This window comes from Paraburkholderia flava (assembly GCF_004359985.1).
Lineage (GTDB): Bacteria > Pseudomonadota > Gammaproteobacteria > Burkholderiales > Burkholderiaceae > Paraburkholderia > Paraburkholderia flava.
Genome location: NZ_SMRO01000002.1, coordinates 504,181 through 530,078 on the forward strand (window position 1 = coordinate 504,181; position 25,898 = coordinate 530,078).

Below are 25,898 nucleotides of genomic sequence, written 5' to 3' on the forward strand. Positions count from 1 at the left end.
CCAATAGGGGTGTTCGCTCCTGCCCATGAAACAACACAAAGGAAACAGCATGTACACCATCACGAATTGCCGTGCAATGAAACCGCTCGCCTTCGCGCTCCTCCTGATGCTTGCCGCCTGTTCGCAGCATGCATCGCAAACTGAATCCTCTGTGGCGTCCGCAGTCCCTGCGTCGGGTGCACCACCAGATGCACCGGCAGCAGCTTCAGTAGCAAACAGCGAAGAGCGCGACAAAGCAGATGAAAACGGCACACCTGGTGTCGCATCGTCGAGTGCGCAATCATCGGACGGGATACATCGCGGTCCGCGCATAAAGGGGATGCAGCTTGGCGACTCGCTCGAAGAAGTGAGGCGGCAAGTCGAGGGACTCATACCGAACACACGATGCGAGCTACGCACTGTCAGCGCAACTATTCATCCGCTCTATTGCGACGGCGTCGTACTGGCCGGGCTGGAGTTCGAATCCGGACGTCTGTCGAGTCTGTCGATGACATCGCTTCTCGTACAGAGTGTGTTCGGTGTTATGCCGCTCAAGGAGTTTGTGCAGAACTTTGCGTCGGCTTATGACATCCCGCGCATGGAACCGCAGACCGGTGCGAACGGGGTCGAATATCTCTCTTATCGCAACGAGAGCGGCTGGGAAGTTGATATCTTTGCAGACGCAACGTTCCTGCTCAAAGCGATCCCAACCGCTGCGCAGCAGACGGGCAAGTTCAACTAGCTGATGCTGTCCGCCCGGGTGCGTCCATGACGTATCTGGGTATTTCACAAAGCCGCGAATGACCTCGTTACCCCGCAGGTTTCGCTTCGTTGGATGGGGCGTTCCTCGCTTCCCGCAAACGTCAGTGCGCTTCCTGACCTGACGATAGCTATTCGCCGGAAGTGGGGTCTTCCGTCTGTTCCTTGCCGGGCCACGGGAACACTCGTTCCTCTTGCGTCAAGCGCAACATCCGTTTTCGCGCGCCATCCATTACATAAACCGGTGCCGTCGCGAACTGTTGATCATAGGTAAGCGCCAAATCCTCCCCACCTAGCGTCCACGCTTGAGAAGAGCCACGATTGCGTCCGCAACCGGATCAAGCTGCTGTTCTATGGGCGCGCCGGATTCTGGTTGATGTTGCGGAGTCTTGAGCAGGACCACTTCGTATGGCCGCACCGGCAGCAGGCCGTGATTGAACTGACGACCGAGCAGCTGCACTGGGCGCGCCGCAGTGGACAACAACGTAATTGAGCGCGACATCAGGCCATTCTGCACGGCGCGCTCCTCGTGGTTGTTCGCTGACACGGTCGCCGGCACAAAGGCAAGCGCAATGGTCTATAGTCTGATGCTCACCTGTCGGGCATGTGACGTTGAGCCCTATACTTACCTCTTGCATGTGCTCACCGAACTGCCACAGCGTCCGCCAGACGCCGACATCACCGATCTCTTGCCATTCAACGTAGAGAAGCGATCTGCTCGCGCGGCCATCGCGTGACGGACTTGTTCAGCCGGCTCTGTTGCGAGAGCTCATCGTCAGCGCGAGACCGCCAAGAACCAGCACGACACCGGCCACGAACCACGGGCCGAGCCTGTCTCCGAACATGGCGGACGCGGCGGCGATGCCGACTACCGGCTGCAAGTATTGAACGCTCGCAGCAACCCTCGCCGGGACGATACGCAGAAGGTTCAGCCAAAGAAACAGACCCGCGACAGTTACGACGACGCCGAGGTATGCCGCCGCTCCCAAGGCATGAGCGGTCAAATGAATGGGAACGTGCAGCATCTCCCAGGCAGCCCATGGCATTAGCGCGAGGAAGCCGAAGAGCGTACTCCATGCCGCCACAGTTGCAGTTCCGTATGCAGTGGTGAGCTCGACGCTCCAGACGTAATAAAACGCGATAGCTAGCGCGGAAAGCAGGATGCAGCTGGCGCCGCCCGCAGTGGTTTGCGACATTCGTGTCGCACCATGCCCATGTCCGAGCGCAACCAGCGCAATGCCCGCAAATGCGGCTACCAGTCCGAGCTTCTGTGTAGTCGATACATGCTGCCCCAGACGAACCGCAGCGAAGAACACGATGAACACCGGAATGGTGGCGGAGATGATCGTGCCCACGGAAGCAGATGTGCCGGACACGCCGTAAGTCTGCGCAACCTGACCTACGCCGATACCCAGAACCCCCAGTGCAGCGACGCGTGGCAACGCACGCCATGGAAGCGGATGTCGGCCCACAGCAAAAGCCAGCAGCAACGGCACAGCGATGGCAAATCGCAAAGCGGTGAGCGTCAACGGTGGAAGTGTCTCAAGTCCCAGCTTGGTCACCGGTATCGACAACCCCCACATAACCGCGAGCAGCAGCAGTGCGGCAACGCTGCGCATGGAAACGCCGATGACGTTGGTAACGCCGGCGGAAACGGGACGAGCATCGGTGAAGTTCTGGCTGGACATGAGCTATAGGCGACCACGAGGACAGTCGCCATCGTGGCGCTGATGCCGAATCATGGCGGCTCGCCCGGCTTGCCGACAAACCATTTATCGTCACATAATGCGTGAGTCATACTCACGCATGGTTCCCCGTATGTTCGACCGGCTGCCTCCCCTGCAAACGTTGCGCGCCTTCGAAGCCGCAGGACGTCTATCGAGCATGACGCTGGCCGCTGACGAATTGCACCTTACTCATGGTGCGGTGAGCCGACACATCAAGACCCTGGAGGACGATCTCGGGGTGCTGCTGTTTCGACGCATGACGCGCCAGATCGTCCTGACCAGTGAAGGCGCGGAACTGCTGGTAACGGTCACCACCGTGCTAGGCGAACTCACACGTGAAGCCGATCGCCTTCGAGCGCAAAAAAGCGTGGCGCACCTCACCATCAGCACGAGTGTCTCCTTTGCCAGCAAATGGCTAGCGCCCCGACTGCATCGATTCAAGACGGCCCACCCGGAACTCGACATTCACCTCGACGTGACTGACATCAATGTCGATCTCACCGATGGGCAGGTCGATGCTGGCGTCCGATATGGCAGCGGCCACTATCCTCGCGCCGTCGCAGAACGGATTCTGGAAGAGACCGTTACCCCTGTGTGCAGTCCAGCGTATCGTGACGAGAGAGGCGGACTGCCCACGGTGGCCAGCGTTGCCGCCTGTACGTTGCTCCACGAAGACCGGATGCTGGCCAACTGGGAGCAGTGGTTTGCACTGGCCTCCGGCAATGCCGTCCGGGGCGGCCGAGGACCGGCCTACAGTCATGGCAGCATGGCGATCGAGGCAGCCATCCGTGGGGAAGGGATAGCGCTCGGCCGCAGCGCATTGGTATCGGACGACGTTGCTGCTAGACGTCTCGTCGCGCCATTCCCCGACATCCGGCTCAAAGCGGAGCGAGGCTACGATCTCGTATATCGAGCCGGAAATCGCGATCATCCGAAGGTGTGCGCCCTGCGTGAATGGTTAGCCGATGAAGTACGAGCATTTCTCGGGAACCCGTGAAGGGCAGTGTCGGTGACGCGTTCCGACGATAGCCCGCAATGCACCGGTGTGCTCAATCGAGCGCTTACGATCATAGGAACACAGTAGCCTGCCGAGAATAGCCTCGTCGTCACCATCAATGGCCCATGCCTCGCCGCTTGATGTGAGATACACGCAGTGTTCCAGCGCGTCCTGTACGTCGTGATGGAAGGAATCCGTTTCATTGCCGAAACCTGCGTCACGCAGGAACCAGCTAAGGCTCGCTACGATAAACAGCTCACCGACAAGCGCCGTATTTCCGGCACTGCTACGGCATGCAGCAAGCGCAAGGTGATTGCGCAGGGAAACCTCGCGTACTGAATCGGCGGTTGGTGGCAGGAGCTTGTCTTTCGTCAACACGGCACGAGAGCTATTTCGTGGAGACTTTTTCTTCGTTCGAGTCGGCTTCATCCAGAAGTATCCGAAGAGGGTCTTCCCATGTTGTTTGTCAGCGTAGCAAGGCGGCGATGGCGATTTTACCTGCGCACATGCCGACAGATTAAACTCTCGCCACACTTTCGATCATAAAATGGAAACAGGCCAACATGGACTACCGCGTTAGCTACGAACACAGTTTGCAGAATGCGCCGAACGAATTCATCGTTCACGTGCCATCGCAACTGGTTACAGACGTGCCCGCTAATGTTCCTCGCGCGCTGCTGCCGGAATTCATCGTGGACCTGATCCAGCAGCGTTCGCCACAGATCGCGAAAATCCGCAATCTTCGCTTGTTGTAGCTGCGTCTACTGCCTAGTAGCTACGGCAAGGCATAAGATTATCTTCCATTTTAGAGGGGCTACGTGTCTGGGCTTTCAAGGAAATGGCACGATGAGGAAGAACGATATGTGCCTGATCCGCATGAACCTTGGGGGCGATCGCACGAGCCGTGACAGATTTTCACCTTTGGCATATGCACTATAGCTACCGTTTTCTTCTCGTTCTCGGCATCCTGTGCGTCCATGACGACGCTGGCGCGATCATCGTCCCCGACGTCGGGGCAGTGGCATCGGTCCATGGGACGACAGAGACGCAGATACCCAGAATTTCGGGCGCATCGTTGAATGCAACCAGAAATATTCAACTCGGCTATCAGGCGCTTCAGCAAAATCGCTACAGCGACGCGCTTGGTTACCTGGATGAAGCGGTCAAAATCGATCCGGCTCCCGTAGCCTTGACGCTCCGGGGAGAGGTTCGCGTTGCACTCGGGCGGAGTGACGCAGCGATCGACGACTTTACTCGAGCGCTTTCAAAGGATTCCCGTTTTCTCGGTGCTCTTCTCGCGCGCGCAGCTCTTTATAGCAAACTGGACAAATCTGATCTCGCGCTTGACGACTACAGTGAAGCATTGGCAATTGATCCACGTTCATCGGATGCTTATATAAGTCGAGGGCTCATATTTCACGACATGCATAAGCAGGGGCAGGCCGCGAACGACTTTGAGAGGGCCGGGCAACTACTGGCCGTCAAGAACAACGTGACCGGCGCTGAATGGTTCAAGGTGGCTGCACTCGGATACGACCTGGTTCATCGAAAAAGCGATGCTTTGCGGTGCATCAATACCGCAATCGGCCTGACGCCAGATAGAGGTGATGTATACGCCATGCGTGGAGATATGGAAAAGAACCAGATCGGCATGGGCAAGGCGCTTCTCGATTATGAGACCGCTTTACGGCTGAACCCCAATGATACGAGTGCCCGTGATTCCCTTGCTGTGATGCTGGAGGACATGGGCCAGTACCAGGCATCCATGAACGAGTTCGATGTGATCTTTCGTACACCACAGAACGATGAGAGTTTGTACCTTGACCACGCGAACCTCATGATGGATATGGGGCGCGACGAAGATGCGCAGAAAGACTACGAGATCGCGGGGAAGCTCCAGCCAACGTCTGCGCGCGTTGTTCACCAGCGAATGCAACTCAGGTTTTATCAGGGTGACTACGCGGCGGCAGTCGAAGATGCCGATATATGGTTGTCGACCAAGGGAAAGACGGATTCCGAGACAAATGTCGCGTACACGCTTTTGTGGCGTCATATTTCGATGCAGCGCCAGGGAATTGACGATCGGGATTACATGGTCAAAGCAATGGTTAACCTGAAAAATCGTTCCGAGTGGCCGTACCCGTTGATGGAGTACTCGATCGGTAATCTGGGCGAGAAGCAGTTGGAAGACGCTGCGCTGCATGGGGCGCCGGAAAAGTTGCCGCAGAGAGAGTGCGAGGCTGCTGCGTATATTGGAGAGCGATATCTTTCGCAGAATCGGCTGGGTAACGCAGAAGACAAGTTTCGGCGAGCCCTTGCGATTTGCCCATTTGGATTCATTGAACGCACTCTTGCAGCACACGAACTGAGAAACATTGCTGCCGGGACAGCCACCCGGCGCACGCCACAGTGAACGTACTCGTGGTGCGAGATACCTCAATAGCTATCCGGACGCTCTTCGCGTTATGCCTGCCTGGTGCGACGTTCAATCATCTTGCTGCTATCGTGCAGCACGGCTTGCTTTGGGATTATGGTTATGGAACCGCGATCTCGCTGTTCAGCAAGGTCTGCTGGGACGCATTGACAGTTCTCAATCCACTGGCTGCTGCACTTCTATTTCTCAAGCCGCGAGCGGGCGTGTGACTAACGGTGCTCATCATCGCGAGCAGATGTTCTGCACAACACCTGGTACGTTGCCGCACACAATCAATGGTCTGCTCCGTTCTATCTGGCGCAGGTCGGATTTCTGGTTGTTGTGCTTTGTCTCGCGCCCTTCGCAATATCGGGATTATCATCAGCGGTGAGGCTGCCGCGTTCGGGTTGAGGATCATTATTTCGGAATCGCAGCCGACGGCGCGCAAGGACCACGCCTACGCTGTCTCGGGACGACGCACGACTCGGGCTCGCACTTCCGGTGACGCCAGATACGTGGCGACACCTTCGCAATCCAAAGCGGAGTACTTGAGTAAAAGGTATCTCAAGTGCGAGGATCGCGATTTGAAAGGCGAGAAATACTCGCCTCGTGGGGGCGGCGGCTGACAAGTAAAGGTTCGAAATTGCCCTGTTCAAATCTGGGCCAAACTGAAGCGCACCTCCGGTAACGGATCACAGTTAGCAGCGTCAATCCATTCACGTAGCGTGCCGTCATCGTCAACGTGCAGTCGCAATTCCATGGCCAGCTTCACGCATGCCACGCGGACCAGCGAAATCGACACAGCCCTTCGACTGGTTATATCTACGCCGGCATACTGTGTCTCAATCAAAAGGTCAGCAATCGCCGCCATCAGGCGAACAGCATACGCATTCTCGATAACTCCATCTTTCAGTAGAAGCCGCGCCGTATTCAAAAGAGCATGCAGTCCATGTTGATGGCGCATCTCGATGGCTGAGGTCAATTGCTCGATGAGAATTCTAGGTAGTACCGGTAATGCCTGATCTCTGGCAAGAGTTGCCCAACACATGAGAGTCGCAGTTGCATTCCCGACGCGTTGATGCAAGGTGCCAATCAATCCCCTTCGAACCATCGTGGTAACTTCGTCGCCGATACCGTGAGCCGTTACGAGGAAGTGGGGAAGACCTGCGAGACCGTGCCACGCCTTGGTGCCGGATACGAAACCTAAGAGTGCGCGTGCGCGCTGCTCAGTTCGATCGATGTCGATCATCGCTGGCATAACAACTTTTTCTAAAACATCGCCAGCATGACTTTGCATCCTTTCAGTGAAGTCGTTTGTCATAGCCGAGCCAAACAGATCGTTCGCGTCCGCTTTCATCGGTATCCAACCTACCAGTTGATCAAATAGGCGAGCCGCTTGATCTCCATCCAGTGTCAAATCGATTTGCCTGGCATGCAGCAATGAAATTAAATGGGACTGCTTGTCCGCAAGAGCACGTGAGTCAAATGGTTTCGGCAAAGCAAGAATGGTTTGCAGGTCCGCACCGAATAATCTTGTGCGGACACGGGATATCGTGTCAATCCCGTTGGGAGACGGCAGTTGGGCGATGGTGCTAATGAGCAAGCCGGTTGCAATGGGAAGTGCATCCTCCTGCTCATCCATGTCGGACCACAACGCATCTCCGAAGGCAGATTTCTCCTCGGTCGTTAGAGCTTGATGAGTCGCAAGGTAGGTAAGCCGCAAAATTGCTTCTTCTCGTGCCGCCTTTCCTTTCCAGGCTTCCTGTATAAGCTGGCCGACGCGATGCTGCCATCGTCCATCATCTTTTGCCCTGTGCGGCACTGTGCCCCAAGTTGTCTGGACGAGCGAAGGCCAAAAGCGTTTCTCGACGCCCTTCTCTACAGAGAGTGGAAACAACATTGATGCTAGTGCCAGCTTACTTTGTCGTTCCTTGGACATTGCCTCCAGCGCGTAATTTGCAAGCTGGCCCAGCGCTTCGAGCAACCAATGGTGCCAGATTAGAGAGTCCTTTGCGAGTTCAAGCGCGTACTCAAATGTACGCTGCGCCTCATCTTCGGACATTCGGACTGTCAGGCGCGACAGAACGGTCAAATGGAGCCTTAGTTGGTCGCCAGCATGCATGAGGTCGTCCCGATGTTCAGGACTTTGCGACGTTTTAATGAGGTCAACCCAGTAGGCAATTGCTTTCTTTACGATTGAAATAAGCGAATCGCACACTTCTGGTGAAAGTTGCGCAATCGCGACGCGCCCGAAATACCGATCAAAGGATTCATCGAAATGACTGTGTAGCGCACGAAGTAACCAAATATACCAATCGACGGTCTGCTGGTGGGATATTCTGACGCTGCTTAATACCGCTTCATTGCAAATCCCGACATGGTTGATACGAACAGGAAGACCTACTATCTCTATCAACTGGTCAAGCTCGTAAAGTACTGTGAGTGCGTTACCCAGGTCCTCCCCCGAAGAGTCACGATAGTGTCCCGGATCGAATAGAGGAACAACTTCCATATCACTTTTTCGTTGTTTTGATTCGATTTCCTGAGCCTGATTTTCAATGTACTCGATCTCTTTCGATGGATCGATCATGAGGTCTTTGAATTCACGTGGACGCGTCGCGTCTGATCGTCGCTTGAAATTTGCAGCATCTAGCGCCCGGCTCAGCCAGTCAGCCCATCCGAGTCGCGCCTTAATCCAGAGAGAAGAACGATCCAGCCTGTGTCGTTTATCCAGAGAGAGTGCTGCTTCCCTGATCAACTTCGTGGCTTCAACATAGTGTCCAATTTCGGTATGCAACGCAGCGCGGCGTATTTGCCAGATTGGGTCGGCTGAGTCAAGTGCAGCCAGGTCTCTTGATAGCGCATGAAGGTCTAGCCGATCTCTGGCACGCAACAGTCTCTGATATTGAGCTTCCATTTTGATGGAGTCATCGGTCGAGATTTCTGTCTCAAGGAATTTCCCCCACCTATTCAGAGCGTCGTCGTCGTTAGACAGTCTTGCGTCACGCATCAGCGCAACTGCAAAATACGCCGAGTGATCTGGTTCGATCTCGGTCGCGGCCGATTCGAGGAGCTCTGTGACGGCATCCGTCAGTTGTTTCGGCAGTGGGTGGAAGCCGGTTGCACGACGCCATAGAAGTTCGTAAAGAATCTCTGCACGTCGTGAGTAGTTGAGACGTGAAAGCACTGCTGGACGCAATAGCCAAGCCTCATTGCCATCAAATTGAAGGCTACGGCGTAAACTCCTTGGACAGACGAGCCATCCGGGATATCGTTCCCGGTCGATTTTCAGTATCGACGTTGTTCTATCAAGCAATTCTGCAGCGAAAGCGTCGTCCTTAAAAGCACGCTGATGCGCGTCAGGTCCTGAGCTTTGAAGTGGATAGAGGTTGGACGGTGTCAGTGGCCATTCGTGTAGCGGGTCGGGCTTTGCCGCCTTCAGCGCATCAAAGAAAAGACGCGTCGCGGTCGCGTGCCTTTCGCCTGTGGGAATCATGCTGACGATCGGCGCAAAGTCGATCGGTGCGATATTGTGGGACTCTAAGAATTTTCGTCTCGGTGGAGACAGGTCAAGCACCCCGACAAGATAGATACGACGAGCATTCCCGCCCAACTGGTCACGAACCCAGCCAGCCCATTGCAGAAAATTCGGATCATCACCTGAAAACCCAAGGAGGCAGAGCTCATTCTCGATAAATATCTGCCGTGCGAGATTGACGAAAGCCGCATGTTTGACCGGGTACGTCCGATAGTCTTCTTCCGCGAATATCAGTGGCCCGACATCTCCGATCGAGCCATGCAATTTCACGATGCGTGGAGGTCGCGCGCGCGGAAGGTCCGCTTCTGTACGGACAACATCGTATGTTGCATCTACCGAATCCTCCAATGCGCGCTCAAGAAGAGTATCCCAGTTGGTAGTTAGAATGTCAGACCACGGGAATTCCAGAAGGTCAGTGTGTAAATGACCAGGTAACCATGCTCGATCTGGGAAGCGTGTACGGATAAAGTCATCCATTGTCGCTTGTCCGAGATATGTCCGATATTCCTCAGCGATTCTCAATGGATTTTGAGGTGCCTGGTGTGTCGCACCAGGGTAGAGCTGTTTGACGAGATCGCTGGCGAGATCGGACCAAAGCGGCGGTGCGGGCGTATCTACGCCGGGACGGATCGCATTCTTGGTAAAACCGGCGCCTACCAGAACCGCGGCACCTCGAATGGAGCCATTGCGCCATAGTGCGCGGGCAAATTGTTGTAGAGCCGGATAGTCCGGCAGTTGTGCAGGATCGTCAGTCATGGTCGCCCCGATTTTTTTGATTGATCGCACCTTGGTATGACCAAGTATACGTGATGGCAACGCCTGCGCTATTGCCCTCCCGGACACGGGAACACGTGCTCTTCCTGCGTCAAGCGCAATGTCCGTTTTCGCACGATTTCGATTACATAAACCGGTGTCGAGGCGAATTGCTTGCCGTATGGCACAGCTGTCTGCCGAGGGTCACCGTATCGGCGGGTTCATGCGCTACGTCCCGTTGTTCGACGTGAGATAACGGGCACTTATCTCACACGTCATACGGGGCAAACACGATCTTTCAATAATCGGGAGGCGCAAGGCTACACGAATATCCTTCGCAGAGTATTTGATGCATTTTGCGTAAAGTTGGCGGTAAACGGCGTTCATGCCTCAATTTTTTGAGGGAATTGTCGATATCCAAGGTTTGAGTTGGCGGATTGATTTGATAATTTGCCTAAACGACAAAGGGGTATGCGAATGTGGGAGCAGTTGCTAGACACCTTGGGTAACTCGCACTTTGAGGCGTATGTGGCCGGTCCTGCACTTGGGGTCATATTTGGAGTAATTTTCAATGCCCTGGGGAAACCGCCCGGACCGGATGAAGCGAATAGATCGCCTGACGATGTTAGGCAGGATATCAAAGAGAAGCGTCAGAGTCGCTCCGGAACCAGAGACGTTCATCACCACCACCATCACCACTACGACCGGTCGTCAGGAGATGACGGGGCGGCGCCAATTGTCATCGTCGGTCTGATAATGGTGGTCGCGCTGTTCCTTTTTGCCTTGTACCTCCCACAGATCGCGGGTAGTTTGTATTTCTTCAACACTACCGTTGCGATGTGTTGCATTACGGCAGCCGTTCTGGCGTTGTTGACCGGACGGTTTAATACATCGGAATGGTGGCTACACGCTATTTTTCCGGCAGCCATTTCCCTCGGATGCTTCTGGCTCACCGTAAGGGCACGGAATGAGATCAGTTCTGATGTGATTGCTTATGCTCAAAGTCTTATCGCAAATGAGCCGATGAATATCGGCGTCGTTCTCAGTGCTGCCTTCAAGTTCTTCAAATCGTTAGGAAACGATTACACGCAATGGCTCATGTTCGACATGGTCGCGTTCATATGCATTATCGTCTGTGGGGTGATGGCTCTTCTCCGGTTTGTGTACTACATATCACTATCGAATGCTCGTGAAAGCAGTCGCGGTCTGTGGGCCGCCTTGGCACTTCAAACCGAGCGATTTAGTGGAACGGGTAGCGTAGTGTTTGTGCTCATCCTGTTCGCATTGGGGACATCTCTTGCCACGGGGCAGGTCTATCAGTGGACTCACCCGACTGTCTGATATTCACTCACCTTTATGCAAACGTGCGCCGATAGCGGTACCAAAGAAGTGACCGCACTCGACATCTACTCAGACCTGTCGAAGCGGTTTGCCATGCGAGTCGGCTCTTTCAATAGGATCGCTGTGTGGTGCCGCGATCAGCGCTTCGAGCACGCTTTTGGTCAGAAACCGTGATGGCTCATCGAACCGCTGTCTGGATGGTGCGTGGTGGAATGGCGCGTTAAACAGATGGACCTGATCACGTGCACGGGTGACAGCGACGTAGAACAGTCGTTGCTCTTCCGCAATGTCGCCGCGCCGTATCTCTCGATAGAAGGGGATGGACCCGTCTGTCACACCGAGTAGCACAACGTGATCCCACTCGTCACCTTTCGCGCCGTGGATGGTCGACGTGACAATCTTTGCCTGCTGTGAGAGCGTCGTGACGTGTTCGCGAAAATCCTGCACGGTCCGAAACTGTCTGCTGATTGCCTGCCAGCGGTTGAGTTCCGCAGCAAGATTTGCCGGAGGATTGCCGACGGACCCCACTAGACGCAGATAGATGCGCACGGCCGTCATGTAGCGGCCCTCGCGTGACGGGATGCGTGCCGCTTTCACGAGCCGACGCAAACAGTCGAGAATCACAGAGCGCTTCGGCAGGGCACCAACAATCCGGCAGAGATGGTGAGTCCGCCAGCCGCGCTGCGGCTTCTTCCCGGCTTTTGCAGTGGCAACGCATTTCTGCAGCAGCGACAGCATGTCGAGAACCTTGAACACGTGCATGTACTGTCGCAGGCTGAACCCTGAATCCGTCTCATAACCGGCTGCGAGCAGAGCCTGTTCGACAAGACGGAGCTGCGCTTTAGTGCGACCGAGAATCGCGATGCGATCGGGCTGGGTTCCTTGAGCGACGAGATCACCAACGAGATCGACAATTGCATCTTCCTGCGCGATCGCAGAGGAGCAATGTACTAGTGACGGTGTGACACCGCGACGGCTACCGAATACGCGACCCCCACCTTTACTTAGAACTGCGTTGGCGAGCGCTGCGGTTTCGTGTGTGAGCCGGAACGAGCGGGTCAGTCCCATTGTCACGGCGTCACTGATCACTCTGCGGAAATCTTCCAGTTTCCCACCGATGAATCCGTACACGGCCTGCTTTGGGTCGCCGAACACCATGACATTGGGAATCCGTTCAGCAAGTGCAGCAAGAAGGTACGCCTGCTCGACGCTCATATCCTGTCCTTCATCGACGAGCACATGCAGATACGGCAGCGAGGCAGTTTCGAGAGCGGTATGCGCCCGTCGCAGCATTGCGGGATAGTCGATGCCGCCGTTACGCTCGACGGTTCTTTCGTACGCAAGGCGAATCGTGCGCAGTTCCGCCAGCACAGTCGCATAGCCCGAGAACCCCGAGTCCTCATCGCGAACTAGGCGAGCAGCCAGCTCATCGCTGCCGTTGCACCACTGGATGAATTCAGCAAGACGCACTGCTTCGTACGGCGACGAGAGGTCAATACCGGTCTTCTGCTTCACAAAACGACGAGCCTTCGGGCACCGCTTTATCGATTCTCTCAGCAGGTCGGCGCTCCGCTTCGGCGTAAGTAGCACCGGCAATCGCGATGCCGCGCTGCGTACGAGCGCCAAACCGAAGGCGTGAAAGGTCTTCGCCGTGACGTCAGCGGGAAGGCGTTTCTTCAGCACGGTGACAGCCCGTTCCGAAAAGCTGAGAACGAGAATGTGTTCGGGGAGCACACCGAGATCGAGCTGACGACGAACCCGCGCGTCGAGTGTCCGCGTCTTGCCGCTACCGGCACAGGCGACGACGACAACGCGCTCTTCCGTCGTATTGATGATCTTTAATTGCTCAGCGCTGTGCGACATATCTTTTGCAGTTGATTATCCGTTGGTGTTTGTGACACGTGACAGCGTGACATGCATTTCGAGGCTGCTTGTCGGAATGGGTTGTTTATTTTCCGATCAGGAATCGGGCTTGAAAGCAGCAAATAAATGCGGAAATACGCTATACGTGTCGATGAAAATTAGTTGGTGAGTAGCCTGGAAATTTTGATAAAGGAGGGAAACATTCGGGGGATATATCATTGGTTGCGCTGTCTTGTCCTGTCTCGTTGTCACAACGTCACGTCGTTGATGAACGGCGAATTATCGATACGAGTGATGAGGTCGTCGATGACAGGATTTTCGCGCCAGAGGTTCTGCAGCACGATCGCGTCGCCGTGACGGTAATGGTCCAGAATGCGATTGGCACGCTTTCTTAACGCCTCCTTCGAGACGTCCGTGTTCTCCGGCGCAAGCCGGTATCCGAGGTCGAGTTTCTTCGGCAAACGGAACAGTCGAAGATGCTCGCGCCAGAATGCCTGATGGTCGAAGCCGATGCAGTCAGGCAGACTGAGCAGACCGTATTGCGCCAGCGTCTCGGCACCCTGCAACCGGTACTCGAGGTGGCAGCACGGCAGGGGAAGTTGATGCGCAGGCCACAGGTCGCTGACCCGATCCGCGTACATGGCGACAATGGTTCCGTTCTTCGAGCCGTCGACTGAAGAGCGGCGGGCGAAGTATGCGGTGCCTTCCTCAAACACCACGGGTTGCCGCATATACGGCACGTGCAAGCGTTCGAGTACGAAGTCGTAGATGACTTGCGCTGCCGAGCGGTGATTTGCCAGCCAGTCCAGTGCGACTTCAGCGTAACGGACGGTAGTGCGACGACGCGGGCCGAGTGCGCGCTGCAGTTCGATCAGTGCCTGGCGACTGGGTTGAAAAATCTTGATTTCCGTTTGCCAGACGGGGTGAAATGCGAGCGAATAGTCGTCCTTTACCTCAAGCTTGCGGCAGTGCTGCTGAATCGCATCCACCGGAATGTCCGGAGCAGGATGATCGGTCCAGATAGTGAGGCGGTCGAATCCCATGACGGTGCGCTCGATAGCATCGAGCGTGCGACGAATGTCGACCGGTCTCTTGGTGTGCGGTTTCGATTTGTTCATTTTTCGTTACATGACTGGGCCGCATCGGCGATGTGTTCGTAGCACGTCGCCGATGCGGTACCGATAGGTGCGAGTCGGAAGCACGAACAATCTGTGATCGCTCGCGCAGGTGCCTACAGACCGCGCAGAATCGCAGTGTCAACGGCGTAGAAACGCGTCCGGCTACCGTCATCAATGCGCACCAGGTATTGCCAGCCGTGGTGATTCGTCACAAGCAGTTTGCGTTTATGAAGCGCCTCGAGTACGAGTGCCTTGTCGTGATTGCAGACAACGGTCGAGTCGAAGATCGCAGGGGCGATCAACAGCAGTTCGCGACCACAGATGGTTTCGAAGCGCACCCCACGGCCATCGGATTTCGTCAACTGATTCGGAGCGTCCGGGCTAGCTAACATCTTTACCGCTTCGACGACGTGGCCTTCGAACGCGATCTCGCGCTGTTTACGATGATCGGTCCAGTGCGACACGCACGCGTCCATGATCGCGTGGGCTGCATCGCTGGTCCAGGGAGTGATCTTCAACTCGCGTCCGCACGTGAGTGCAAAGCGCAAAAGAGAGAACGACTGAGCGACGGCGGACGCCGCGTCAGCGTTTGGCGGGACCTCCGTGATGCCCTGGTAGCGCTCAAAAAATTTCGGGAGCCTCGTTTCGGCGTTGCGGATGATTGCGTCTTGATTGCGAAGCACGGCTTCGATGTACGCCTCCGCTGCGCTCGCATGGAAACGCGCGGTCGTGTTCGAGGACGTCTGAGTGGTTTCATTCTGACCATTCGGACCGTGTGCGCCGAGGTGAATCTCGATGCACCCGGGCGGCGGCACGGGCGATGCGAGATTGCCGGGCAAGTCGGCCTCCGTTGCGAGGATCAGTTTGACGGGCGCGCTCGTGCGACCGGTCCTGCTGCCGCGACGGTTACCGATCGTCCGGGCTTCGAGCACCACCCGCGCGTGCGCGAATGCTTCACTGCGCGAGTTCACTTTCGTGAACTCGACGAGCACGCCTTCGGTGTCCTTGCCAGGCGCGTACGGAGCGGTGGGCATGGTACCGAACGCGGATTCGGCAAGCGTGATGAGGCGTTCGACTTCCTGGGGCGACGCTCCGGAGGCAACGATCACCATGCGATTGCAGCCGAGCAGATGCACCAAGGGGCTCGCGAGATGGGCCGCCATCAGAATGGCAGTGCCCGGCGAGCGGTCCACCGCCAGTGCTTCGATCAGCTTGCCGATGTCACCGCCCTCCAGCGGTGCGGGGATCGGGCCGTCAGCGTAAACGGCGATCGGTCCCGAACACGAAAGGACAGTGTCGCGATGGCGGTAAGCCGTGCCGGTGTCGCAGCCGTGGAACCAGCCATGTGGTGCGCCGTACAGGCCGCTAGCGGACGGTGTTTCCTTGACAAAAGCGGCCACCGTCGAGTCGTCGGAAACAGCAGAGGCCGGGACGCCCGCCTTGATCAGTGCGACGCGTGTGTGTTTGATCGATGTGCACGCATACACCGGCACTAGGCGGCGAACACGACGGCCCGCCCCGTCTTCGAATTCGACGACGAAATGCGGGTCGCGGCCGTTCGGCTTGTACGCGGTCGCGACGATTTGAACCTTTGAGAGTGACGAGTGCTGATCTGTACTGTCGCCCTCAGGTTTTGCAACACCACGGTCATCCCCTGGAGTCAATTCGCTGACCGACTCCGGGAGGGGAGTTATCGGTTCAGCGTCGATCGATTCGATATTGAACTGATCAGCCATCGTGTGCCTCCAGCGAATCCAGGAACTGCTGAATGGCGGAAAGGCGCCACCCGCGGATTCGTGCGGTGATGCGAAGCGGCGCTGGGAATTCTCCCTCGCGGACCATCGTCAAAAGCAGAGTTCGTCCGATGCCAACCATCGCAAGGACCTCCGGCAGCCGGAGAATGCGGTCGGGGACGCTTGCGCCAGTCATGACGCGCGTCTGGAACTGCGGCTGTTGGAGAGGCGTCGCGATGTTGTCGGACGTTTGACGCCCGAACGACTTGCTGCGTCGCGCAGCGCGGTTCGGGAGCGTGTGTGGTTGCGTCTCTTGCTGCGGCGGCGCTGCGGCCAACTGCATTGCAAGTTCGGCGGATTTCTTCAAGTTCATACGTCTCGCCAGTTCAAAGTTAAAACTGGCTCGACAAAGGGCGCGGGCGAACTTCACGGACCTACGCCACGAATGGCGAGACCGCAACCCCGGCGCTCTGAGCGAGCCACCAGAATGCTGTCATTTCGGTCGTAAAGTTTCTGAATGCCGCTGTGGGCTCCGAATCGCTGCCTATTCGATCCGGCCGTCCGGGCTAGTTACGGACGAGGGGTATGGAGCGAACTCGACACTAAGCCGCCGAACTCGTTTTAGGCATCAATCACAATGCCTAAAACTTTTGATTTTGTCAATGCGCCGGAACGGTCCAGTTGTATTGCACCGACGGCTGAACGCGTCATCCTCCGAAATGGTGCGGTTGGGCTGTCATATCTTGAGTCCTTCGCTCGTCGCGAATGCCGCCCACTCCTTCATCAGGTCAACGCGCTTCGCGAAGAGGTCGCCACGCGCATACGCAGCTTCTGCCTTGTCCTTGATGCCGTGAGCGAGTGCGGCTTCGCAAACTTCTCGGGGGTAGTGCGTCGTTTCGCCTGCCCAGTCTCGAAACGTCGAACGAAAGCCGTGCACGGTAATGTCGTCGCGCTTCATGCGCTCAAGCAGTTGGAGCATAGCCATGTTGGACAGTGGCTTTTTGTACCGGGCACCAGGGAAGATGTAGTCGCTTTGCTTTACATCCTCCTGCGCCTTGATGAGCGAAACCGCACGAGGGGACAGTGGCACGCGATGCTCCTTGTGCATCTTCATGCGCTCGGCCGGGATGACCCAGATACCCTCTTCGAGATTGAACTCTGACCACGTTGCTCCGATGACTTCGTTCGTTCGGGTGGCAGTGAGGATAAGCAGTTCGAGCGCACGTGCTGCAGCACCTTCTTCGGTGCGCAGCGATTTGATAAAGCTGGGCAGGTCAGCATAAGGCAGCGCTGGATGGTGCTGCACTTTCTGGACGCGCGAACGTTTCGGCAGCAACGTATCGAGATGGCCTTTCAGCCGGGCAGGATTCTCGCCACTACGGAAGGCACGCACCGTGGCCCAGTCCAGTACGGATTCAATGCGGCCGCGCACTCGGGATGCCGTTTCGGTCTTCGTCGTCCAAATCGGCTCCAGTACTTTCATCACGAGCGTCGTATCAATGGCTGAAACCGGCAGCGAGCCGAAGACCGGGTCGGCATAGGTCTTCAATGTGTTGGTCCACTGGCCAGCATGCTTTTCGTTTTTCCATGCGGCGCGATGTGCTGCGATGTACTTGTCGGCACATTGCATGAACGTCATCTCGTTCGCTCCCGCGACCCCGTCGGCTAAACGCTTGGCGTCGCGCGAGTCGATCGGATCAGCGCCGTCGAGCAGAAGGCGGCGACAGTCAAGTGCGCGTACCCGGGCTTCGGCCAGACCGATCGTGTGTAGAGGGCCGAGACCCATGCCGCGAGCTTTGCCCGCCCTCATGTAGCGAAAAAGCCATGACTTGACTCCGGCGGCGGTGATCTGAAGATAGAGCCCGCCGCCATCGGCATAGAGCCCCGGTTTCGTTGTCTTCGTGATTTTCAGTTGGTTGAGTTTGTTTAGCGTTCGCGGCATCGAATGACTATCAAATCGACTATCAAATAGATGCCCGATTATAGCTGAATTGAGCCGAACTCAGTCGACGCTTCTTGACCATCTATCCTCACGGAACCCAATGCCAGCATGGTTGCTATAGCATTTTATTGGATTTAGGCAAACGCTATGATGACGGACACCCTTTCCGCCAGAATTTCAAAAACCCCGTGATTCTTTGCAAAGAATCACGGGGTTTTTCATTATGGGTCGAGTTGTGCGCCCTACGCATCCACCGCAACCTCACATTCCCTCCCCACCCCCACCGCCAAAATCACATCAAACACATTCACCGGCTTATCCCTCAACCGCCCAACCGGCCGAAAAACCGGATCACCCCTTCGCACGACAGCCCCCGTCAACCCACACACACCTGACGAATGCGCAAAGCCCGCACGCCAGAGCTGATCGTGATATCTCCCAAGCGTCGAATCGCTCCATGAAATAAGGATCGTGCCCGGCGTCACCCATTCGATGTGCGTGATCGAGGAGGCATTCGCCATCGCGTGCCATGAGGCCCGTGAACGAGGCGCACGTGAATCGTAGATAGCCTGATTCCGATGATGCACGCCCATCGAACCGGACTCACGCTCACGCAAGCAATCCATGATCTGCAGCCAGGGGTCGACTCGTTTCATGTTCGTTCTTCAACGAAAGACAGAAGCAAAAAAGCGCTACACGTCGCGGTCACACTTGCTATCACCATCACCCTCATCCGACGGCACAAGCACAACGACATTCTCAATCCCCCGCTGCGCCATCTTGGTATACGGACAAAACCGCTCGGTATGACGCACCAGTTCCGCAGCGACAGCGCCGTCCACACCAGGCAACCGGATACGCGTCAGCACAGTCAGCATGAACAACCCATCCACCGGATCGCGTCCAAAATCGACAGTCACCGCGACCGACGCATCGGCAACCGGAATACCCGCCCGCGCCGCAAGCAGACACAGCGCCCCGTGAAAACACGCGGCGTAGCCCGCTGCAAACAATTGCTCCGGGTTGGTGCCGCCGCCGGGTCCATCCATCGACGGCGGCAGGCGCAACGCGACGGCGAGTTCGCCGTCGTCGGAGCGCGCGATACCCGATGCGCGTCCATGTCCCGTCTCTCCGCCCGTCACCGTGACCGTGGTCGAGTACAGCGTTTTCGAATCTCGTCCGCGATATCGTTCGAGCAGCGTGAAGGGCGGGGGATGCAGCAGGGTCATACGCTTACTTCGCAGGCTGGGTGCTGGCGAACCAGGCGTCGTAATTGATCGCGCCGAGTCGCGCATCGCCTTCGGGAACGAGCGAACTGTCCTGCAACTCCGCGCCGAAATAACGCGCGTGTTTGTCTACGAAAACCTCGCGCGTATCGTTCGTCGCTTCCATGAAGCGTTGCACGATGTCGACAAGTCGCACGCGCTCCGGGCCTGCAATCTCGACGATGCCGTTACGCGGCTTGCCCGCCGCAAAATCCGCGACCGCGAGCGCGACGTCGTCGGATGCGATCGGCTGGAACAGTGCCGGCGACAGTCGCACGGTTCGACCGGCGCTGCCCGCCTGAGCAATGCCGCCGAGAAATTCCAGAAACTGCGTCGAGCGGACGATCGTGTACGGCACGCCCGATTCGCGGATGAGTTTTTCCTGTGCGACCTTGCCCTGGAAGTAGCCGCATTCCGGCAACCGGTCGCATCCGACGATCGACAGCGCGACGTGATGCTGCACGCCCGCGGCGACTTCCGCGGCGAACAGGTTCTTGCCGGCGGTCCGGAAAAATTCGAGCACGGCAGCGTCTTCGAACGACGGCGAGTTGGCCAGATCGATCACGACGTTCGCACCGGTCAGCGCTTCGTTCAGCCCTTCGCCGGTGATCGTGTTGACGCCCGATGCCGGCGACGCCGCGAGGACATCGTGACCGCGCGCGCGAAGATGCTTGACGACCTTGCTGCCGACCAGTCCGGTCCCACCAATCACGACGATCTTCATGACGCTCTCCAAAGGATGTAGCCGCAATGCGGCTATCGATTGTTTCGGTATGCCGGAAATTCACCGGCATCCGTGCAGCAAATATCGTAGACACGCATCACATGACGCGGTAGTCGTCCACGAGGGACTACGGTGTTGCATCGAACGCATCAATCGACGCGTCGTCGAGCGATGCGCGTCCGCACTCCGCAAGCGACAACGTCGTCGGACATTGCAGATCGAGCGCTCTCGTCTGTTCGGTCATGTAATCGATGAACACGCGGATGCGCGCAGGAAGCTGTTTGCGGCTGAGGTAGCAGAGGTAGTGGCCGCCGTCTTCGGGCGCATGCTGCGCAAGGCAACTGATCAACTTTCCGTCATCGAGCAACTCGCGCACCTGATAAGCGGGCAATTGCGCGATGCCGAGTCCGTCGAGCACGGCCTGCAACATCAGATCGGAATCGTTGAACGTGTGCTGCGCGAACGGCTGGCATCGTCGGGTGTGACCGTCGACCTTGAACTCCCACTCCTGGAGGCGGTTCGACGCCGATCGAAAATTGATGCAGCGATGATCCGCGAGTTCGTCGATGCTGCGCGGCAATCCATGAGCCCGTACATAGGCCGGCGACGCGCACACGAGCATCTGCATCGCAATCAGCTGCCGCGCGACGATCCCGCTGTCTTCCATCCGGCCGTCGCGAAACGACACGTCGATGCGGTCGATCGTGAAGTCGGCGGGGCGATCGCTGAGCAGCATTTCGACGGTGATCTCGGGATAGCGCGCATAAAACCCGCGCAGCAGCGGCGCGATGATTTTGCGTCCGAAGCCGGGCGTCGACGAGATCCGCAGATGACCGCGCGGCGGTCCGTGACGCAGTTCGCGCATGTCTTCGAGCGCCTGCGCAATCCGTTCGATGCCCGGCTGGCAGTTCTCGTAGAACAGTTCGCCCTCGCGCGTCAGCGTCGTGTTGCGTGTAGTGCGCTGGAACAGGCGGGCGTCGAGCTGTGCCTCGAGTTTCTGCACGTGCCGGCTCACCGACGAGCGGCCGATGCCGAGGCGATCGGCCGCTCGCGCAAAGCTGCCTTCATTGGCAACGGTCAGGAACGAGACGACGCCGGCGTAACTGGTCGCGAAGCTGCTGGCGAGTGGGTCGTCGGCGTCGGCGGTAGGGCGCGGGAACGATTGATCTGACATGAGAGCGCGAGTCGTGGGGGCCATACACGACTAGACGTACCGGCACGCCAGCTTGTGACATCGCCCCCGTTCTTCGCGATCACAGCGCGATCAAAGCGCCGCGCAAAGCCCGAATTACTTCACCGGCACGAGCACCGGCGCGCCCTTGTCCTTCAGCAGCAGCGCGAGGAACTTCGCGGGCTGTGTCTGGCTCGCGTTACGTCCTACCGTATGAATATCGTGCGGGCCTTCGTAGAACGTCTGCCCCGGCGTCAGCGTGACTTCCTTGCCGCCTTTGACCTGCATCACGACCGATCCTTCCAGCACATAGATGAACCCGTACGCATTGTGCCGATGCACGGGATCGACGGCGCCGGGCGGGTAGGTGACCTCGATCATCAGGGCTTCCTTGCCCGGATACTCGTCGAGCGCTTTCTCCATCAGCGTCTTGACGGCGGCACTGGGCGCTTCGGCATACGCAGCGCCGGTCGATGCACTGAGTGCGACGACAGCAACAGACAAAGCGAGCACAGCATTCTTCAAGCGAAACATGGCGATGATTTCCTAAATGAGGTGGCCCGGACATCTGCACTGAGGAACGCACGGACCGAAACCAGAAAGCAAGCAGCCGCAATCAGGCGAGATTGGCCTTGTCGAGACCGAAGACCTTGTCGGCCGAACCCGGCACGGTCTGGAACGCGACGTTCGCGCGGTTCCATCCGTTGATGCACATCACGTCGTAGGTCAGATCCGACAATTCCTTCTCGGAGAACTGGGTGCGTACGCGTTCGTAGAGTTCGTCGGGCACGCCGTGCTCGGGTAGCTTCGTCAGCACTTCGGTCCACGCGAGCGCGGCGCGTTCGCGCGGCGAGAATAGCGTCGACTCGCGCCACACCGGCAAGTGATAGATGCGCAGTTCGCGCTCGCCGTGAATGCGCGCTTCCTTCACGTGCATGTCGAGGCAGAAGCCGCAGCCGTTGATCTGCGATGCGCGCATCGACACGAGGTCGCGGGTCGTCTGTTCGATCGCGCTGTCCTTCACGAGATCGCTGAATTCGAGGTACTTCTTGAAGAGTGCCGGCGACTGCTGAATGTAGTTGAGACGTTGCGTCATGACTGCTCCTGGCGACGATGGGTGAATGCCCTTGCCCGTCAGGTGTTGCCGACGGGCAAGGGTTTATACGGACCCATCATAGGAGCGTGCAATGCGGCGCGGTAGACGGTCGAGCCGGCTCACGGTGTTGCCCTTATTGCACCAATCGCTGCACTAATCGCAACATCACACGAGCGGTGCCGCTCAGCGCGCCGCGTAGTCCGCCGCGAGACGCTCGAGCTTGTCGGGATTGCGCTGCACGTAAATGTGCGACACGCGCTCGCCGTTCATTTCGAAGGACAGCGCCGATTCCAGCTTGCCGTCGATGAACCGCAGCAGTGCCCATTCGCCGTTGAGCGCGACGAGTCTGACGCCGACCGCGCTGCCGAAACGCAGCGACGCCGCGTAGAACAGTTGTGCAATGCGCCTGCCGCCGAGCATCGGTTCCGGGAAGGCCGTGGCCTTGCCGCCGCCGTCGCCGATCAGCATCGCGTCTTCGGCGAGGAACGCGTTGATGGCCGGGAAGTCACCGCGCTCCAGCGCATGCGCGAAGCTCTGCAACAGCCGTTGATGGGTCTCGGGCGGGACCACGGTCTGGCGCGGCCGCTCGTCGCGTAACTGCGTCTTCGCGCGGCTGACCAGTTGACGGCACGCCGCTTCCGTCTTGCCGAGAATGTCGGCGACTTCGGCGTAGTCCGCATCGAAGACTTCGCGCAGCAGGAACGCGGCCCGCGCTTCCGGCGTCAGCCGTTCGAGCAGCATCAGAAACGCGACGGAGAGATCATCGGTGCGCTCCGCGGCTTCTTCGGGCGTGACGGGCGCATCGGTCAGCTGCGGTTCGGGCAGCCAGATGCCCGCGTAGTGCTCGCGCTGGATTTTTGCGGCGCGCAGGCGGTCGATGGAGATCCGCGTAGTGACCGCGACGAGCCAGGCTTCCGTGTTGTCGATCTCTTCGCGGGTCGCCGCGTGCCAGCGCAACCACGCGTCCTGCACGATGTCTTCGGCTTCGGCGACAGATCCGAGCATGCGATACGCGATCTTCTGCAAGCGCGGCCGGAGCCGGTCGAACGCGCGTACGGCCTCGTCCATGAACTGATTTCCTCCTGTGTTTTCAATGCGGGTTCGACAGGTGACGACGTTAGCGCACGCGCGTGACGAAGCGCTGAACGCCGGCCTGGGTGAGTCTGGGCGAGCCTCGGTGACGGCAGGCGGCTACGCGCGGCAGCCGCTGCAGCGGGCCCGCGCAAAGCCGGCCCGAGAAAGCCTATCGTAACCGAGACCCGGCGTCTTCGTTCAGCAGCACTCGCAACCGCCACGGACAACCAGCCGCGATTTCCGCCGCCAACGGGCGACAGACGAACCGCGCGCTTAAGCGTCCCTTAAGGATAGACGTCGGATAGTTGTCTGTTGGCGTGCCGGCATCGTGTCCGGCCGCCTGGGGGCGCGTCGCGCCAAAGCCTTTCAAGATCGATTTCATGCAAGACCTCTACAAGCTGCTGGACCGGGCCGGTTTGCGGCCGACGTCGCCACGCATCAAGGTGCTGGGGTTCATGCACGCGCACGTTCACGAGCACTTCGGCGCGGAACAGGTCTACCGCAGCCTCGCCGACGGCGAGCGCAACATGAGCCTGTCGACGGTCTACCGTGTGCTCGGACAGTTCGTCGAGGCGAAGCTGGTGTCGGCCGTTGCGATCGCCGACGGCAGCTTCGTGTACGAACTGAACGACGGGCGCCGGCACTATCACATGATGTGCAACGCGTGCGGCTGTATCGAGGAGTTTGCCGACGCGCAGATCGATGCGCGCCTGCAGGAAATTGCCGCCGGACTGGAGTTCGCGGTGTCGGAGCAGCGGCTGATGCTCTTCGGTCTGTGCGCCGCATGCCGCGCGCCTGCGAAAACCGACGCGACCACGAAAACCGCGTCGCCTGAGAAGCCGGCGTTGCGTCGCAAATCCGCTGCGGTGTCGGAGCGGGAAAGCGAACAACGTGACTCATTGACCTGATCGGCGAAGAGGGCGCGAAGTCCTCGATCGTCGAACGGTTCGCCGCAATACGCGCCCAAACCCCGCTTCACCGTCACCCAACCCAGCCGATCGCAGCACACACGTCCTGTACCATTCGCAGTGGCCCAGCCAACACATGCGGCCCACAAAAACAGGACCATTCGTGCAGCAGACTCCACCCAACTCCGCCGACGAGCGGATCGACACCGCTACGCCACCCGCCCAGCGACTCTCCAGAGTCATCGTCGCGACCGCACTGGTCGGCGGCCTCGAAATTTTCGACTTCACGATATTCGGCTTTTTCGCGGCGACGATCGGCGAGCAGTTTTTCCCGTCGACCGATCCGATGACGTCGTTGCTGCTCGCGGCCGGCACGTTCGGTGTCGGTTTTTTCATGCGGCCGCTCGGCGCGATCCTGATCGGCGCGTACGCGGACCGCGTCGGCCGCCGCACCGCGATGACGACGACCTGCTGGCTGATGGCGCTCGGCACCGCGATGATCGGCTTCTGTCCGCCGTTCAGCGCGATCGGCCTGGCCGCGCCCGTGATCGTCGCGCTCGGGCGAGCCGTGCAGGGCTTCGCGGCGGGCGGCGAACTGGGCGCGGGCGCGAGCTATCTGCTCGAAGCGGGGTCCGTCGCGCGTCGCGGTTTTCGCGTGAGCTGGCAACTCGCCGGCCAGGCGAGCGCGGCGTTGCTCGGCGCGCTGCTCGGCGTGCTGGTGACCAGTACGCTGTCGCCGGCGCACCTCGCGTCGTGGGGCTGGCGGATTCCGTTTTTCGTGGGGCTGCTGGTCGCGCCGCTTGCGATCTACGTGCGGCGCCAGCTTCGAGAAATCCCGTTGCCGGTCGTGACTCAGGCGATGAACGTCCGTCATCGCGCACCGCTCGTCGAACTGTGGCACGACCATCGCCGGACGCTGATCCTCGCCACATTCACGATGATCTGGCACACGGTCACGGTCTACGTCGTCGTCTACTACATGCCGAGTTATCTGATGCGGGTGATGCATCTGCCGGCGGCCGTCGGGTTCCGTTCGGCCGCGCTGTCGGCGCTGTTGCTGGCGATCGTGTCGCCGATGTCGGGCCTGCTCGCCGACCGGCTGCCGCGCCGCAAGCCGCTGGTGCTCGCGACGTCGGGCGCGATCGCGCTGCTGGTCGTCCCGGTCTTCATGACGATCACCCGCATGCCGGGCACGCTGCCGCTGCTGCTGGGTGTCGGGGTGATCTGCGTGCTGCTCGCGCTCGGCACCAGCGTGAATCTGCTGCTCGTGCTGGAGGCGTTGCCGGCGCGTTTGCGCGCAAGCGGTCTCGCGACATCGATGGCCGTGGCGGTCGCGCTGTTCGGCGGCACCTCGCAATTCGTCGTCACCGCGCTGATCAAATGGACGGGCAACCCGCTATCGGCTGCGTGGTATGTCGCGCTCGCGTGCACGACGAGTTTTTGCGCGCTCGTGCTGTTCGGGGAGCGGAGTCGCGGCGGGTAGTGGTGGGTAGTGGC

The 25,898-nt window shown here is 58.4% G+C and carries 24 protein-coding genes and 1 pseudogene; 10 read left to right on the plus strand and 15 right to left on the minus strand.

Annotated features, from left to right (window positions below):
• The first annotated feature begins 49 nt into the window (after positions 1-49).
• From E1748_RS13610 to E1748_RS13620, 3 genes and pseudogenes are all read left to right on the plus strand, one after another.
• Complete coding sequence (locus E1748_RS13610; RefSeq protein WP_133647756.1) at positions 50-721, plus strand: hypothetical protein; 672 nt, start codon at positions 50-52, stop codon at positions 719-721.
• A gap of 393 nt (positions 722-1,114) precedes the next feature.
• Entirely contained in the window at positions 1,115-1,231 is a 117-nt protein-coding gene (locus E1748_RS32085) for a hypothetical protein (RefSeq protein WP_420819323.1), read from the plus strand.
• Positions 1,200-1,475, plus strand: a pseudogene (locus E1748_RS13620) (transposase domain-containing protein); the annotation flags it as partial. The gene E1748_RS32085 and the pseudogene E1748_RS13620, both read left to right, overlap by 32 nt.
• A 9-nt stretch (positions 1,476-1,484) precedes the next feature.
• On the opposite strand, the gene E1748_RS13625 reads toward E1748_RS13620, so the two are convergent.
• Positions 1,485-2,426 (minus strand): DMT family transporter, encoded by a 942-nt coding sequence (locus E1748_RS13625; RefSeq protein ID WP_133647757.1) that lies wholly within the window; start codon positions 2,424-2,426, stop codon positions 1,485-1,487.
• A gap of 130 nt (positions 2,427-2,556) precedes the next feature.
• Here E1748_RS13625 and gcvA point away from each other — a divergent pair, with 130 nt between their 5' ends.
• Positions 2,557-3,462, plus strand: a complete 906-nt coding sequence (gcvA, locus tag E1748_RS13630) for a transcriptional regulator GcvA (protein WP_133647758.1) — start codon at positions 2,557-2,559, stop codon at positions 3,460-3,462.
• Here gcvA and E1748_RS13635 read toward each other — a convergent pair.
• Complete coding sequence (locus tag E1748_RS13635) at positions 3,424-3,891, minus strand: hypothetical protein (protein WP_133647759.1); 468 nt, start codon at positions 3,889-3,891, stop codon at positions 3,424-3,426. The two genes, gcvA and E1748_RS13635, sit on opposite strands and share 39 nt — an antisense overlap.
• A 134-nt stretch (positions 3,892-4,025) precedes the next feature.
• Here E1748_RS13635 and E1748_RS13640 point away from each other — a divergent pair, with 134 nt between their 5' ends.
• The 3 genes from E1748_RS13640 (at position 4,026) to E1748_RS31630 (ending at position 6,105) form a co-directional block, all read left to right on the plus strand.
• A complete protein-coding gene (locus E1748_RS13640; protein ID WP_133647760.1) occupies positions 4,026-4,217 on the plus strand; it encodes a hypothetical protein in 192 nt (63 codons plus the stop codon).
• A gap of 149 nt (positions 4,218-4,366) precedes the next feature.
• Entirely contained in the window at positions 4,367-5,875 is a 1,509-nt protein-coding gene (locus E1748_RS13645) for a tetratricopeptide repeat protein (protein ID WP_133647761.1), read from the plus strand.
• Positions 5,872-6,105 carry a hypothetical protein gene (locus E1748_RS31630; RefSeq protein ID WP_205965246.1) on the plus strand — a complete coding sequence of 78 codons (234 nt, stop codon included), beginning with the start codon at positions 5,872-5,874 and terminating at the stop codon, positions 6,103-6,105. The genes E1748_RS13645 and E1748_RS31630 overlap by 4 nt, the downstream gene beginning before the upstream one ends.
• Positions 6,106-6,527: 422 nt before the next feature.
• Here E1748_RS31630 and E1748_RS13655 read toward each other — a convergent pair whose 3' ends face one another.
• Positions 6,528-10,169 (minus strand): SIR2 family NAD-dependent protein deacylase, encoded by a 3,642-nt coding sequence (locus E1748_RS13655; protein WP_133647762.1) that lies wholly within the window; start codon positions 10,167-10,169, stop codon positions 6,528-6,530.
• Positions 10,170-10,643: 474 nt separating this feature from the next.
• On the opposite strand from E1748_RS13655, the gene E1748_RS13660 reads away from it, so the two are divergent.
• A complete protein-coding gene (locus E1748_RS13660) occupies positions 10,644-11,507 on the plus strand; it encodes a hypothetical protein (protein WP_240766613.1) in 864 nt (287 codons plus the stop codon).
• A gap of 69 nt (positions 11,508-11,576) precedes the next feature.
• On the opposite strand, the gene E1748_RS13665 is transcribed toward E1748_RS13660, so the two are convergent.
• The 12 genes from E1748_RS13665 to E1748_RS13720 all read right to left on the minus strand — a co-directional run bounded on the left by E1748_RS13665 (position 11,577) and on the right by E1748_RS13720 (position 23,487).
• Positions 11,577-13,370, minus strand: a complete 1,794-nt coding sequence (locus E1748_RS13665) for an ATP-dependent helicase (RefSeq protein ID WP_133647763.1) — start codon at positions 13,368-13,370, stop codon at positions 11,577-11,579.
• 248 nt (positions 13,371-13,618) lie between these two features.
• Positions 13,619-14,488 (minus strand): hypothetical protein, encoded by an 870-nt coding sequence (locus tag E1748_RS13670; protein WP_133647764.1) that lies wholly within the window; start codon positions 14,486-14,488, stop codon positions 13,619-13,621.
• A gap of 113 nt (positions 14,489-14,601) precedes the next feature.
• Positions 14,602-16,224 carry a hypothetical protein gene (locus E1748_RS13675; RefSeq protein WP_133647765.1) on the minus strand — a complete coding sequence of 541 codons (1,623 nt, stop codon included), beginning with the start codon at positions 16,222-16,224 and terminating at the stop codon, positions 14,602-14,604.
• On the minus strand, positions 16,217-16,594 hold the full coding sequence (locus tag E1748_RS13680; protein ID WP_133647766.1) for a helix-turn-helix transcriptional regulator: 378 nt from the start codon (positions 16,592-16,594) through the stop codon (positions 16,217-16,219). Before E1748_RS13680 ends, E1748_RS13675 begins: the two co-directional genes overlap by 8 nt.
• A gap of 363 nt (positions 16,595-16,957) precedes the next feature.
• Positions 16,958-18,163, minus strand: coding sequence for a tyrosine-type recombinase/integrase (locus tag E1748_RS13685; protein ID WP_133647767.1), 1,206 nt, complete (start codon positions 18,161-18,163; stop codon positions 16,958-16,960).
• 242 nt (positions 18,164-18,405) lie between these two features.
• Positions 18,406-18,819, minus strand: a complete 414-nt coding sequence (locus E1748_RS13690; protein ID WP_133647768.1) for a DUF3331 domain-containing protein — start codon at positions 18,817-18,819, stop codon at positions 18,406-18,408.
• A gap of 36 nt (positions 18,820-18,855) precedes the next feature.
• Positions 18,856-19,392 (minus strand): Ohr family peroxiredoxin, encoded by a 537-nt coding sequence (locus tag E1748_RS13695; protein WP_133647769.1) that lies wholly within the window; start codon positions 19,390-19,392, stop codon positions 18,856-18,858.
• A 4-nt stretch (positions 19,393-19,396) separates the two neighbouring features.
• Positions 19,397-20,152 (minus strand): SDR family oxidoreductase, encoded by a 756-nt coding sequence (locus tag E1748_RS13700; RefSeq protein WP_133647770.1) that lies wholly within the window; start codon positions 20,150-20,152, stop codon positions 19,397-19,399.
• Positions 20,153-20,279: 127 nt separating this feature from the next.
• A complete protein-coding gene (locus E1748_RS13705; RefSeq protein WP_133647771.1) occupies positions 20,280-21,326 on the minus strand; it encodes a LysR family transcriptional regulator in 1,047 nt (348 codons plus the stop codon).
• Positions 21,327-21,440: 114 nt separating this feature from the next.
• Positions 21,441-21,857 (minus strand): cupin domain-containing protein, encoded by a 417-nt coding sequence (locus E1748_RS13710; RefSeq protein ID WP_133647772.1) that lies wholly within the window; start codon positions 21,855-21,857, stop codon positions 21,441-21,443.
• Between the two features lie 82 nt (positions 21,858-21,939).
• Positions 21,940-22,419 carry a carboxymuconolactone decarboxylase family protein gene (locus E1748_RS13715; protein ID WP_133647773.1) on the minus strand — a complete coding sequence of 160 codons (480 nt, stop codon included), beginning with the start codon at positions 22,417-22,419 and terminating at the stop codon, positions 21,940-21,942.
• A 183-nt stretch (positions 22,420-22,602) separates the two neighbouring features.
• Complete coding sequence (locus E1748_RS13720) at positions 22,603-23,487, minus strand: RNA polymerase sigma-70 factor (RefSeq protein WP_133647774.1); 885 nt, start codon at positions 23,485-23,487, stop codon at positions 22,603-22,605.
• A gap of 386 nt (positions 23,488-23,873) precedes the next feature.
• On the opposite strand from E1748_RS13720, the gene E1748_RS13725 reads away from it, so the two are divergent.
• Together E1748_RS13725 and E1748_RS13730 are read left to right on the plus strand one after the other, a co-directional pair.
• On the plus strand, positions 23,874-24,401 hold the full coding sequence (locus E1748_RS13725) for a Fur family transcriptional regulator (protein ID WP_133647775.1): 528 nt from the start codon (positions 23,874-23,876) through the stop codon (positions 24,399-24,401).
• A 163-nt stretch (positions 24,402-24,564) separates the two neighbouring features.
• The gene (locus E1748_RS13730; RefSeq protein WP_240766615.1) at positions 24,565-25,884 is read left to right on the plus strand and encodes an MFS transporter; all 1,320 of its coding nucleotides are present in this window, start codon (positions 24,565-24,567) and stop codon (positions 25,882-25,884) included.
• Positions 25,885-25,898 lie beyond the last annotated feature (14 nt).

Coding starts and splice junctions, on each gene's coding strand:
- E1748_RS13610 (WP_133647756.1), top strand. CDS start 50: ATGTACACCATCACGAATTGCCGTGCAATGAAACCGCTCGCCTTCGCG.
- E1748_RS32085 (WP_420819323.1), top strand. CDS start 1,115: ATGTTGCGGAGTCTTGAGCAGGACCACTTCGTATGGCCGCACCGGCAG.
- E1748_RS13625 (WP_133647757.1), bottom strand. CDS start 2,426: ATGTCCAGCCAGAACTTCACCGATGCTCGTCCCGTTTCCGCCGGCGTT.
- gcvA (WP_133647758.1), top strand. CDS start 2,557: ATGTTCGACCGGCTGCCTCCCCTGCAAACGTTGCGCGCCTTCGAAGCC.
- E1748_RS13635 (WP_133647759.1), bottom strand. CDS start 3,891: ATGAAGCCGACTCGAACGAAGAAAAAGTCTCCACGAAATAGCTCTCGT.
- E1748_RS13640 (WP_133647760.1), top strand. CDS start 4,026: ATGGACTACCGCGTTAGCTACGAACACAGTTTGCAGAATGCGCCGAAC.
- E1748_RS13655 (WP_133647762.1), bottom strand. CDS start 10,169: ATGACTGACGATCCTGCACAACTGCCGGACTATCCGGCTCTACAACAA.
- E1748_RS13660 (WP_240766613.1), top strand. CDS start 10,644: ATGTGGGAGCAGTTGCTAGACACCTTGGGTAACTCGCACTTTGAGGCG.
- E1748_RS13665 (WP_133647763.1), bottom strand. CDS start 13,370: ATGTCGCACAGCGCTGAGCAATTAAAGATCATCAATACGACGGAAGAG.
- E1748_RS13670 (WP_133647764.1), bottom strand. CDS start 14,488: ATGAACAAATCGAAACCGCACACCAAGAGACCGGTCGACATTCGTCGC.
- E1748_RS13675 (WP_133647765.1), bottom strand. CDS start 16,224: ATGGCTGATCAGTTCAATATCGAATCGATCGACGCTGAACCGATAACT.
- E1748_RS13680 (WP_133647766.1), bottom strand. CDS start 16,594: ATGAACTTGAAGAAATCCGCCGAACTTGCAATGCAGTTGGCCGCAGCG.
- E1748_RS13685 (WP_133647767.1), bottom strand. CDS start 18,163: ATGCCGCGAACGCTAAACAAACTCAACCAACTGAAAATCACGAAGACA.
- E1748_RS13690 (WP_133647768.1), bottom strand. CDS start 18,819: ATGAAACGAGTCGACCCCTGGCTGCAGATCATGGATTGCTTGCGTGAG.
- E1748_RS13695 (WP_133647769.1), bottom strand. CDS start 19,392: ATGACCCTGCTGCATCCCCCGCCCTTCACGCTGCTCGAACGATATCGC.
- E1748_RS13700 (WP_133647770.1), bottom strand. CDS start 20,152: ATGAAGATCGTCGTGATTGGTGGGACCGGACTGGTCGGCAGCAAGGTC.
- E1748_RS13705 (WP_133647771.1), bottom strand. CDS start 21,326: ATGTCAGATCAATCGTTCCCGCGCCCTACCGCCGACGCCGACGACCCA.
- E1748_RS13710 (WP_133647772.1), bottom strand. CDS start 21,857: ATGTTTCGCTTGAAGAATGCTGTGCTCGCTTTGTCTGTTGCTGTCGTC.
- E1748_RS13715 (WP_133647773.1), bottom strand. CDS start 22,419: ATGACGCAACGTCTCAACTACATTCAGCAGTCGCCGGCACTCTTCAAG.
- E1748_RS13720 (WP_133647774.1), bottom strand. CDS start 23,487: ATGGACGAGGCCGTACGCGCGTTCGACCGGCTCCGGCCGCGCTTGCAG.
- E1748_RS13725 (WP_133647775.1), top strand. CDS start 23,874: ATGCAAGACCTCTACAAGCTGCTGGACCGGGCCGGTTTGCGGCCGACG.